Raw genomic sequence first — 12672 nt, 5'->3', positions numbered from 1 at the left:
TCTATATCGATAATATATCCATCATTTGTAAAAGGTCTTCTTCAAGCTTAAACTCGTGCTGGTTAAGTGCTGCTTCCAGGTCTGTCATCATGATCTGATTGGCCTGCAAACCTACCATTTTTTGTGATTCGCCGGCAACCAAAGCGTTAACTGCAGCAAAGCCAAGCCTGCTGCCCAAAATACGGTCAAAGCTTGACGGCGCACCGCCCCGTTGCAAGTGGCCTAAGATAGTAACTTTTATGTCGTAATTTTTAACTTCTTGTTGTACAGCCTTTGCCACGTCATAAACACCGCCGTTTTTATCACCTTCGGCAACAATTACAATGCTTGATGATTTTTTGTTCATGTGGCCCTCTTTAAGGTTTACGATCAAATCATCAATAGCAGTAGCGCGTTCAGGAAGTAAAATAGCTTCGGCACCGCATGATATACCTGCACGCAAGGCAATAGCGCCCGAGTCGCGGCCCATAACCTCTATAAAGAAAAGGCGGTCATGCGCATCGGCAGTATCGCGGATTTTGTCGATAGCCTGGATAACCGTATTGGTAGCGGTATCAAAACCAAGGGTATAGGTTGAACCGCAAAGGTCATTATCAATTGTACCCGGTACGCCCATTACTGCAATGTCGGGATACTTACGTGAAAAACGCAGGGCACCGGTAAAAGTACCATCACCGCCAATAACCACAAGGGCATCGATACCACGGGCTTTGGCGTTTTGGTATGCTATCTCCATGCCCTCGTCAGTTTTGAAAGGCAGGCAACGCGCGGTTTTTAAAATGGTGCCGCCCAAATTAAGGATGTTACTTACCGAGCGTTTATCCATTTCATACATGTCGTTTTCGATAAGGCCTTTATAACCCTGCCTTATACCTACAACTTCCAGCCCGTTATACAGTGCGGTCCTCACAACGGCACGTATACAAGGGTTCATTCCGGGGGCGTCACCGCCTGAAGTTAAAACCCCTATTTTTGAAATTTTACGCATCTTTCGCTCCTTAATTTTACGCTACGAAGATACTGTGTGTAAATTACACCATTAAATTTTATTTATTTTTTTTTGGATTAGGAATTAAGGCTATATCTTTAAACTTATTAACTAAATCTCACTAATAGTTTGGAACTAATGTTACCCAAGTTTGATTCCGTATTCTCGATTGACTGCGTGATATTCGGCTTTGAAGCCGGCGAGCTTAAAATTTTGCTTATTGAGCGAAACGAGGAGCCATATAAAGACTGGCTTGCACTGCCCGGCTATATTGTTGAGCAAGACGAGAGTATTGATGATGCGGCTGAGCGGATCCTGTATGAGCTTACAGGTTTACGTGATTTGCACATGCAGCAGTTTCATACTTTTGGCGAAGTGAACCGCCACCCCCAGGGCCGTGTAATTACGGTTGCTTACTATGCATTGATCCGCATAAACGGGCAAAAGGAATTACGACCGGTTACCCAATATGCCAAAAAAGCATTCTGGCATCCGGTAAGCGAATTGCCTAAACTGGCGTTTGACCATAGTGAGATCTTTAAAACAGGGTTCAATAAGATAAAGCGCCGGCTACACTACCAGCCGATAGCGTTTGAGCTATTGCCCGAAAAATTTACGCTTACCCAATTGCAGTCGCTTTATGAGGCTGTTTTGGATAAGAAGCTTGATAAACGCAATTTTCGCAAAAAGATGCTCAGCTATGGCTTTTTGAAGGAGCTTGATGAAAAGCAGAAGGGGGTATCATACCGCGCCGCTAAACTGTACAAGTTTGATAAACGTAAGTACGGCAAGATTTTTCAGGGAGAGATGAATTTGGTATAGCTTTTAGAGAGTCAGGAAGTCAGGACAGAGTCAGGAAGTCAAGAATCAAGAGCCAAGAAAGAAATAGAATTATAAGACAGAAGGGTTGGGAGATTTTCCAGCCCTTTTGTTTTTAGTGATCGTTTCACCCCGTCATTGCGAGGCGCGAAGCAATGACGGGTGGAGGGGGCAGGTATCCACTATCTGTAGAAAGTGTAGTGACACAGGTATACAGACGGCAGAATCATCCCATTCATTTGTTGAAGAACACGTAAAAAGCAAAAGGACCGGAAAATGTTCCAGTCCTTTTTAGCTAAAATCTTGACGTCTTAGGTCTGGATTCTTGATGTCTTGCTTCTAACTATAAAGAAGAAGGTGCTAATTCCAAATGGTATTTCACCAGGTTATCTATAGGCGAGCGGATGATGTTGCCAACAACCATGCCATTTTCAGTAACTACTTCTTCCAGCACGTTACGGAAGTTATAACCTACCGAACCGATGCAGTTGAAAGTGTATTTTTGGTAATCAGGGTAGTGGGTTACCAGGTTGCGAAAGAAATCTTCGAACGAGGTACGTACCAGGTTGCGTGAATATTCGATGTGTACGTTGTTATCGTAAACAAATTTGCTGAAGCTTGCACAAAAACGGTTAGCACGCGGCTGGGTATAAACCTGCTCATTGATATCATCAGGAGTAAGTTTGTAAGTTTCCCAGAAAAGGGCACGTACAGGCTCAGGCATATAACCGCGCAGGTAATCTGTTAACAGCTTTTTGCCGATGTAGCAACCGCTGCCTTCGTCACCAAGAATATAGGCGCCCGAATCAATATTGTGTACAACTTCTTTACCATCATAAATGCAGGTATTGGTTCCGGTACCTAATATAGCGGCAAAACCTTCGCTGTTGCCAAGCAGGGCACGGGCAGCAGCAAGCAGGTCATGACCAATATTAACCTTTGCGCCAACGAAAACTACTTTCATAGCTTCCTCAACAATTTTGCGCATTTCGGGGGTTGAACAGCCGGCACCATAGTAATTTACCTCTGTGATCAGGTTTTTTTCAAGATCGGTTGGCAGGCTTTCGTTCAGTGACTGTATAATATACTCTGTACTTGAAAAGTAGGGGTTATAACCCTCGGTATTGAAGTAAACTTTTTTTCCCTCTTCGGTAACCAGGCACCAATTTGTTTTGGTTGAGCCACCGTCAGCAATTATGATCATAAATTTTTGTTTTTTTAAAAATCGGTTAAAAGTAGGATTTACTTATTGTAAAAAAAACACTTAGTATTTTAAAAATTGAAAATTGCGATTTTTACTTAAATTATAGCTACTTTTTTGTATAAATTAAACTTTAAATGGTGCTTTTATACCATTGTTATCAATAATTAATCAGGTCAACTATACCTTTTTTTAAATGTAAAGTTTACAGATAAGCAGTGCGCCCTACAATTTAAAAACAGAGTAATTTACAATTGTACGCAATGTTACATTATTAAGCAAAATATTGGCTTTAATTAATGCTAAAACGTGTATTTTGTATTACAAACGGGTTACATAAACGCAAGTGAATTACCCGGGTGAATGTGTGTGGCTTTAATGCCGGGTACGTTTTGCTTCAGCCATCCTATCATAAACTCCGAACCCGGTTCTTCGCTGGCAATATGCCCTAATACAATTAATGAAAGTTTATCGCCTTTGGCTTGGGCATCCCTCACATATTCGGCAGTTTCCCATTCTGAAATTTCACCGCAAATCAGTACATCTGGTTTTTTGGTGCTCATTTCGGTGATCTGTCTTTTACCGCCGGCCGCTCCAGGTAACAGCAGCACCTTTTGGCAGCTTTGTGATGGATTGCCAATGTAGCGTACCTTCTCAATTTTTAGCTTCTTTTTAAGTGTATCGATAAGCGAACTTAAGGAGATAGACGGAATGGTTAACAGGTTCCCTGTTTCGGGTTTGTAATAGCTTACCCAATCAAGCTGCTTTAACAAACCAATGCCAATGCCATCGGGTTTAAGGCTATGTATGGTATCATGGTTGCGCCAAACCGCAATGTTGTGCTTGTCGAGCAATTGTTTTTTATACTGAAATACGTCATCGTTGGCCAGCCAGGTGGTTTCATCGGCATGGTTATAAAAAGTTGGTTCGTGTGCTATGATAAAATTAGCCCCTAAGCTGATTGCTTTTTCAATAATGCCAATGGTTGCAAACATGGTGGTAACTATGCCGGTAACAACAATATCGCGGTTACCCGATTTTAGGGTATCAACCGTATTAGGGAAGGGAGCGCCCGGCACTTGTTTCATAAACAGATCGATGATTTGCCCTACAGTAACTTGTTCGTCAGGGTTAGTAAAGATGATGGCATCGGCAGCAAATGGAGCCGACAACAATGCTGCAGTACCGGCTAAGGCACCTAACTGACCAATAAATTTACGGCGATCGGGGTTATGCTTGATGGGGGAGGGGTTTGGTTTCATGGTAATGATTGGGTTTGATCAAAGATAGCACAGGTAAGTTAATTTAGGGATTTGTAATAATTGTGTGACATATTTATATCTTCGCATAAATTTAAAGACCCCTAATCCGTGCAAAAACTTGCTAAGCTTATCACCAACAAACCTTTTGTATATTCTTTATGGTTTGGCCTAAGTTTATTTTTGGTAATTAAAGGTGTTTTAGCCCACCAGGGCTTTAACAATTACACCATATTTAAATATAACTTTTTAAATACCATTCATCAGCATAACCTGTACGCTTACCAGCCCGAGCATTATTATGACCTGAACCACTATGGACCGGTATTTTCAATAATCATGGCGCCATTTTCTATCCTGCCAGATAGTATCGGGGTTATTTTATGGGTGATGTTTAATGCGTTTATCCTGTTTAAGGCTATTCAATTATTGCCGCTAAAAAAAGATCAGTATGTTATTGTGCTTTTGTTGTGCGCCCATGAGCTGATGACGGCATCGGCCAATGTGCAGAGCAACCCCATGATAGCGGCGCTGATCATATTGGGGTTTAATTTTATCAAACGCGAACAGGATTTTTGGGCTGCATTAATGATTGCCCTTGGTGCGTTCATCAAGCTGTACGGTATAGTTGGACTGGCTTTCTTTTTCTTTTCAACCAACAAACCAAGGTTTGTGCTCAGCTTTATATTTTGGTCGGTAGTGTTGTTTGTGTTGCCGATGGCTATTTCGTCACCTTCGTTTATCATCCAAACTTATCACGACTGGTATACCGACCTTATGATCAAAAATTCAGGTAATCAACATTCGTTAATGCAGGAGATTTGCGTTACCGGTTTTATCCGAAGGATATCTCATTATGAGGACCTCAAAAATATGTATGTAATAGGACCGGCGCTAGTGCTGTTCACACTTTCATACCTGCGCATAGGCGCTTATAAAATTTTGGAATATCAGCGGCTCATCCTATCGTCGGTGCTGATCTTTGCGGTGATATTCAGCAGTTCGGCCGAATCATCAACTTATATCATTGCTTTTGTCGGGGTAGCCGTTTGGTTTATGAATTTAAACCGCCCGGTAACCGGCTTCGAGATTTTCCTGTTGGTTTTGACGCTGTTGATAACAAGTCTTTCGCCTTCAGATCTTTTTCCCTCCTTTATCCGTACCCAATATATTGTTCCTTATAAACTAAAATCGATACCCTGCTTTTTGATCTGGCTTAAAATAATTTACGAAACGCTCACCAGGGATTTTGCGGGCGAAAAGAAAAGTGTATTGAATACGGCCGCAGTTTAGAGGATTACTGATATGAAAACAATTCTGCAGGGGCTAATTTTTGATGTAAACCCCGGAAAACTTGCAGATTAATAAATAATTTTTATGTTTGTAACATAAAAGTTACATTTGAGGAATTTGACACCTTTATTTAAATCTGATTACGGCAGTTACATTTTGTAACAAATTAGCGTAAGGTTATTTAAGTAAAAAAGCGGTGCCTAAAAGGTATTCAAATATAAGCTTTAATTACTATACCACCTATTACAATTAAAAATCCATAGTATAACTATGACTTACCTTGCCGATAAGAAGATCTCTATTGTTATACCCTCTCATAACGAAGAAAAAAACATTAGTTATTTAATTGAGCAACTTCGTGAAACACTTTCGCCCACGGGATATGCCTATGAGCTGATCTTTGTTGACGACGGAAGCCGCGATAATACCCTGAATGAGTTAAAGATCAATGCCGAGCTGCATTCCAATGTATTTTATGTAGAACTTTCGCGCAACTTTGGTAAAGATTATGCTCTTAAGGCCGGTATTGCAATGGCGCAGGGCGATGCCGTGATAACAATGGATGCTGATTTGCAGCACCCGCCACAGCTGATCCTGAAGATGTTAAACCTTTGGGAAAATGGCTATGATATTGTTTACACCTATCGCGAAGGCGAAAACCCTCATGGCAAGGGTTATCAGAAAGTTACGTCAAAATTGTTTTATAAAGGCCTTAACATGCTTTCGGATATCAAGATGGAAAATGGTACCGCCGATTTCAGGCTGATTGACGAAAAGGTTGTGAAGCAGCTTAAGCTCATTGATGAGTACGAGATCTTTTTTAGGGGGATAATTAAGTGGGCGGGTTATAAACAGGTTGGCATTCCTTATGTGCCATCAAAACGGCATACCGGCGAGGCAAGCTACTCGTTTGCAAAGCTGGTTAAACTTGCTGTAGGCAGTATCGTAGCCTTCAGTGCAAGGCCGCTTTATATTGTATCGTTAATTGGGTTACTGGTTTCATCACTGGCTATTTTGTATATCCCTTATGTATTAGTAAGCTACTTTTTAGGTTACGCAGTTTCGGGATGGGCATCAATTATTGCTACCATAGCCTTTTTTGGCGGCCTTCAGTTACTTGTAATGAGTGTTATTGGAGTGTATGTTGGCAAAATATTTATGCAGTCTAAACATCGCCCGCATTATATCATCCGGTCGTCAAACGTTGTTATTGTAAATAATGATTTTATTAGGGTTTGATGTTGAAGAGTTTGATATGCCGTTTGAGTACGGTAAATCAATACCATTTGATGAGCAGCTTGAAATTTCGACAAGGGGTACCAACACGGTACTCGATTTATTAAAAGACAGAGGTATAAAGGTTACCTTCTTTTGCACAGCTAATTACGCCAATCATAAGCCCGAAGTTATCAAAAGGATGGTAGCCGAAGGGCATGAGATAGCATCACACGGGTATTATCATTCAGATTTTAAGGCCGAACATTTAAGGCAGTCGAAGCTGGCCTTGGAGGATATTTCCGGAACTGAAGTAACAGGCTTCCGCATGGCACGGATGATGCCTGTTGATGAGACTGAAATAGCAAAAGCCGGCTATGAGTATAACTCGTCTATAAACCCAACCTGGCTGCCCGGGCGGTATAATAATTTTGATAAACCACGTACCTGGTTTTATGACCATGATGTGCTGCAGATTCCGGCTTCGGTTTCGCCGTTGGTACGCTTTCCGCTGTTTTGGCTAAGCTTTCATAATTTGCCGCTATCTTTATTAAAACGTATGGCTTCGGCAACGCAAAAAAAAGACGGTTATCTGAACTTGTATTTCCACCCCTGGGAATTTACCGACCTGCACGATAAAGAAAAGTTCGGCTTCCCGGGCTATGTTTCCAGAAACTCGGGCGAAGCTTTTGCACGAAGGATAGCTGATTTTATCGATTGGGCAATGGACAAGGGTTACACCTTTGGACGGACGGACGGATTTTGTGAAACAATTAAAAACAAAAATAAACAAGAGCCCGTATTACATTAACAAGCTGTTAAGCAGCTTATAGCAAATCAATTACCAAATTGATTGTTATTTTCAGCATAATTTTGCATATTTGCACCGCAAAAAAATATACAGTATACCATGGGTTCGAAACCATGCTTATATTTGTAGTTTAGGTGCGATGGTCCTATAGCTCAGCTGGATAGAGCAACAGATTTCTAATCTGTAGGTCTTTGGTTCGAATCCAAATGGGATCACATCTTCTACAGCCTCTTAGATTTATCTAAGGGGCTTTTTTATTGGCTAAAACGGGCTATTGATACTCTAAACGCTGTTTTTGAAACTTGTTGGTTAATTAATTGAATAGTTTGGTGATTTGTTAATTTACTCTTTCTGTGTTGTAATTTAAAGTTTTGAAGGTGTATTTGGCGCATTTTTGGCGCATTTTCAATTCAATTTTAGCTGTGAACAGCTTAATGATACTTTGTGATTGCATAGTTACGAAGATTAATGAGTGAATGAATTATGATGCCCATGCACGCTTATAGCAATCAAGTGCAAGGAGGAACGGAATAAATGAGAGGCTGCGCGTTGGCTTGTGTTTATGCCGTAGTTCCTTGCCACGCTTCAGCAGCTATAAGCGTAACTTTGCCTAATAATTCATTTCTTGCTCTCCTTTCCATTTCTAATTTTTTATAGAATCTTGTAATTACCCTTATAAAAGTAACATTTCAATAAAAATAAGAAAAGTTAGAATTGAGTATAGCGTTAAAGTTCGCTATTCAACCAGTTTCATTTAAAAGGTAAGCCTTGTAACTGCCTTTCTAATAATTTCGATGGCCTTGTAATTACCCTTATAAAGTGAAATTGATAAATAAATTAGAAAAGTAGAATGAGGTTGTAGACGCTCAATGTTGTGTTTGGTTTGATTGTTTGGGGTGGCATTTCCACCACTCGACTTAAAAGGTCACTGAATCCGATAGTTTTACAAACGACTGTTAAATGAACTTTGCAGTCAATTGAAATCAGTGACCTTTTAAGAATAGTATTGAGAGCTATTATTTCTATACATTACTTTACTATAGTCAATTCATATATTGCTTCGGCAATCATAACCTCCATAAAAACGGCTGGTATCTGCTTTCGATTGACAAGTTTCACTACTGGAGAAAAATCTTTAAGATATCGATCTTGATGTGGTTTTAGTATGACGGCAGAAAGAGGTATTCAAAAAAAGTTGCAACTGTAAAAAAATCTGTTAGTTTTGTTAATGTAAACCAAGCACTAAAATCCTTATCGCATGTCAACAAAAATACCGCCGCCCATCATAGTTTAACCTTCAAAACGCTCAAGTAAAAAACCTATCAACTTTTCCCTTACCTAAATTTTTACACCTAATGTTATCACGGCAACCAATCAAAGTATTAGCGCTGCTATGTTGTGCGCTATTCATTACTATAAATTTATTTGCGCAAACAAGTCCGCCGCCATATGTGCCTAATGTACTGCCGCCTTCGCCAAACGCGGCAGTCTTGATGAAATTTGCAGATGTACCGGTGAGTCCATATACCGGAACTGCAGATGTTTCCGTACCGGTTTATACGATACAGGCTAAAGGCCTTAGTATGCCGATCAGTTTAAACTATCATACCGGAGGTATCCGGCTTAACGAAGAGTCAGGCTGGACAGGTCTTGGATGGGCTCTGAATGCCGGAGGAATGATCTCCCGCACCGTCCGGGATAAAGACGATTTTTACAGCGGGTACTTCGGATCCGCCGAACTTCCATTGATTCCAGGTGATTTGGCTGACAATCAACCGGCCAATGGCAACGGCGATCCCAAACACCCGGAAATGCCGATGCTGAATATCAATAAATACATTTTTGATTTTAATTGCAGTTATCTGGTCTATTTGACCAACGGAACTGTTATGGATTATTCGCATGTTTTTTCGACTGCGACCTCCGGAACAAGCCCTTCAGATATGGAGCCGGATAGTTATAGCTTTAATTTCTTGGGGATGAGCGGCAAGTTTATCATACGGCCGGATAAAACCGTGGTTCTGGAAAAGCAGGATAATATCAGGATCCAACTAACTGCCGCCAATACATTTATCGTTACAGATGAGAAGGGTGTCCGTTATTTTTTTAATGATAAGGAATATGGCGGGTCAAGCTCAAGTCCCGACCAGTTAAGTACCTGGCACCTTAGTAAAATAATTACGCAGGAAAATGATGTAATTACCTTTAATTATGCATCAAACGGCGCAGTAACCGTAGCAGAGCAACCAATGTTGAGCTATAGTTTTGGTTGCGGCAACCAGGGGCTTTACCCGGCGCCGGTCACCGCCACAACTTATACCAATTCGGTATTGCAAAGTATTGATTTTACTAACGGAAGGATTGTTTTTGATTTCGACAACATTCGCCCGGACCTTTCTGGCGGTAGCAAGTTAAATGACATTAAAGTTTATTCAAAAAGCAAAGCTGGATTGAAAATGATCAAGGAAAACGACTTGTATTATTCCTATTTTAACGCGAACGCTGCAAATAAACCAGAGATGTCAAGGCTCCGGCTGGATAGTGTCAAGGAGGTAAACGGCAGTTTATCGGTCAAACCATACCGTTTTATCTATAATGAAGACGGAAGTTCCCTGGCCGGAAAACATAATTATGGTGTTGACCACTGGGGCTTTTTTAATGGAGCCACAGGAAATACCACGCTGATCCCAACCACGAGCACTTCTTATGAGGCAAGTGGGTCGGCAGGCTTGCAGGTAAATTTCACAGGGGCCGACCGCTCTCCCTCATCTCAGTATATGCAGCTATTTTCGCTGCAACAGGTCGTTTATCCTACAGGAGGCAAAACCGTATTCGAATATTCGGCCAATGAATATGATTATGATAAGTCTATCATTGGTGTTACCGAATACCCACAGCTTGACCAGGTGACTATTGATACAGTTTTTGTGATCAGCACGTATGGCGCAAAAAACGGGACTTTTGACCTTAGCCACATCGTAGCCGGTACAGATGCAACAGTCAATGTGGCCTTTGTTTCGAAAATCAATTCCGGCTGGCCTCCGGCTGACAGGGCAACTTACGGAAAACTGTACTTTTCGGTGAACGGGAGCGTTGTCGACCTGTCCAGTAGTAACCTGAGTTGTGGTGGACCGGCGTGCAGTACCAGTGTAACCCTTCATGCGCCTACGCAATCAAGCACCATTTATACCTGGAATTCATACGTAGATCCCAGTATTCCCACAACTGACTTCTCGCTTATTCATGTACAGGTAACCTATCAGGGCTATAAACTGCGCGTACATCAGAGCAATGGTATCCACAAGGAGATCGCAGGGGGGATCAGGATCAACTCCATAACTGATTATTCGGATAACGTAACGATAACAAAAAAACGTATTTGGGATTATGGGTACACTTCCGGATCTGATCAATATACCTATGGGAGGCTGATGTCATTCCCATCCTATATCCACAAGGAGTTTGTTGCTAATACGATCAATCAGGGTGTTTGCCCCAGTGTGGTCATTTTGGGTACCAGCAATACCGGTTTAACCAGTGTGATACAGGGCAATATCGTAGGGTACTCCCAGGTCAACGAAAGAACTATTGATCCCGTAACCAATGCTGATATCGGGAAAAGCGTTTACAATTTCTTCAATTCTCCCGATTCCGTCATTAATTATAATGGTTTCCGGAGGCCTGGAACGTTAAACATAGGCAACCATTTAAACGGTTCGCTGTTATCAAAAAAAGAATACAGGAATACAGGCGGCAATTATTATAAAGTTCATGAAACCTATAATTATTATCATACGGCAAACCGCAACGTATATTTTAACCCCAAATACTTCCTGGCCTGGCCAATAGGTTCTGGGGGAACAGGCATCGGGGATTGCAACGGTAACGCCGGGGTTCCTGTTGAAATGATCGCATTGTTTTACCCATTATTGAAATCGGAACGGGTGTTACAGGATTCTGTCAGGGAAATTACGTATGATCAGAATGACACTACGAAATTTGTAACGGTGAGCAACAAAAGTTTTTACGATAATCCTTTGCATTACCAGTTGACCCGGAGCAGCATGACTGATGAAAAAGGAGATCGCCATGTATCAAGAACCACTTACCCTCAGGATTACATTACAGGGGGAGGAGTGACAGGAAACACTGTACTCGATACGCTGATCCGGCGAAACATGGTCGCTACGACAATAGAAAAGCGGGACAGCCTGTATTATAAAGGATCATCCACTGGGTACGTAGCGGGGGCATCTGTAAGCAGGTTCCGTCAGCTTTCATCGGGAACGGTAGTGTCAGACAAGATGTATAAGCTTGATGTGATCAAGCCGGTAACGGATTTTGTACCGATGTCGGTAAGCGGGAATACCATTAACCAGGACAGCCGGTACCGCCAGCTGATTAACTTCGATGCGTATGATGATAAGAACAATATTGCGCAATATACGGCAACAGGTCAGTTACCGATAAGCATTATCTGGGACTACCGCCAGATGTCACCAGTCGCCCAGGTGAAGAACGCGGACACGTTGTCGGTCGCTTATACCTCTTTCGAGACGGAGGGAACAGGCCACTGGGCAGTAGCGTCAACCCAGCGAGATAGCGTTACCGCAGCATTTTCAGGCTATAAATCCTATAACCTTTCTAATGGCGGTATCACCAAAGGCAACTTGACCGCAGCTAATACCTATGTAATATCATACTGGACCCGCAATGGATCGGCGTTAGCCATAGCCGGTACCGTAGCCGGTTACCCGCTGAAAGGAGGGACTATTAACGGGTGGACCTATTACGAGCACCAGGTTACCGGGCAGACGACAGTTGCCGTATCAGGTACAGGTAATATTGATGAACTCAGGTTATATCCGAAGGGCGCTCAGATGACCACCTATACTTATACGCCGCTGATCGGCGTGACCAGTTCGATAGATCCGAAGAACAATGCCTCGTACTACGAATATGACGGCCTCGGACGTTTGCAAAACATCAGGGATAAAGACGGCAACATCGTTAAACATACAGATTACCATTACCAGGGACAATAACAAATTAGAACCAATCACATGAAAAAATTAACCTTAATCAC

The 12672-nt window shown here is 41.9% G+C and carries 8 protein-coding genes and 1 tRNA gene; 6 read left to right on the top strand and 3 right to left on the bottom strand.

The features are described 5' to 3' along the window. Position 1 precedes the first annotated feature (1 nt). Positions 2-988, bottom strand: coding sequence for a 6-phosphofructokinase (pfkA, locus tag BLP33_RS11015; RefSeq protein ID WP_090527738.1), 987 nt, complete (start codon positions 986-988; stop codon positions 2-4). Between the two features lie 129 nt (positions 989-1117). Here pfkA and BLP33_RS11010 point away from each other — a divergent pair, with 129 nt between their 5' ends. After that, complete coding sequence (locus BLP33_RS11010) at positions 1118-1810, top strand: NUDIX hydrolase (RefSeq protein WP_371328320.1); 693 nt, start codon at positions 1118-1120, stop codon at positions 1808-1810. Between the two features lie 340 nt (positions 1811-2150). Here the strand turns inward: BLP33_RS11010 and BLP33_RS11005 are convergent, their stop codons facing one another. Together BLP33_RS11005 and BLP33_RS11000 are read right to left on the bottom strand one after the other, a co-directional pair. Further along, positions 2151-3011, bottom strand: a complete 861-nt coding sequence (locus BLP33_RS11005; protein WP_090527730.1) for an N-acetylglucosamine kinase — start codon at positions 3009-3011, stop codon at positions 2151-2153. A gap of 329 nt (positions 3012-3340) precedes the next feature. Then, positions 3341-4270: a Nif3-like dinuclear metal center hexameric protein gene (locus BLP33_RS11000; RefSeq protein ID WP_090527727.1), complete on the bottom strand. Its 930-nt coding sequence runs from the start codon at positions 4268-4270 to the stop codon at positions 3341-3343. A gap of 108 nt (positions 4271-4378) precedes the next feature. On the opposite strand from BLP33_RS11000, the gene BLP33_RS10995 reads away from it, so the two are divergent. From BLP33_RS10995 to BLP33_RS10975, 5 genes are all read left to right on the top strand, one after another. Next, positions 4379-5560: a glycosyltransferase family 87 protein gene (locus tag BLP33_RS10995; RefSeq protein ID WP_090527724.1), complete on the top strand. Its 1182-nt coding sequence runs from the start codon at positions 4379-4381 to the stop codon at positions 5558-5560. A 270-nt stretch (positions 5561-5830) separates the two neighbouring features. Further along, complete coding sequence (locus BLP33_RS10990; RefSeq protein ID WP_090527721.1) at positions 5831-6799, top strand: glycosyltransferase family 2 protein; 969 nt, start codon at positions 5831-5833, stop codon at positions 6797-6799. Then, positions 6780-7586 (top strand): polysaccharide deacetylase family protein, encoded by an 807-nt coding sequence (locus BLP33_RS10985; protein WP_090527718.1) that lies wholly within the window; start codon positions 6780-6782, stop codon positions 7584-7586. The genes BLP33_RS10990 and BLP33_RS10985 overlap by 20 nt, the downstream gene beginning before the upstream one ends. 141 nt (positions 7587-7727) lie before the next feature. Next, positions 7728-7801, top strand: a tRNA-Arg gene (locus tag BLP33_RS10980). A gap of 1140 nt (positions 7802-8941) precedes the next feature. Next, entirely contained in the window at positions 8942-12631 is a 3690-nt protein-coding gene (locus BLP33_RS10975; protein WP_090527715.1) for a hypothetical protein, read from the top strand. The last annotated feature ends 41 nt before the right edge of the window (positions 12632-12672 follow it).

This window comes from Mucilaginibacter sp. NFR10, assembly GCF_900100445.1.
Classification (GTDB): Bacteria; Bacteroidota; Bacteroidia; order Sphingobacteriales; family Sphingobacteriaceae; genus Mucilaginibacter; species Mucilaginibacter rubeus.
This window is presented reverse-complemented; position numbering and strand designations above follow the sequence as displayed.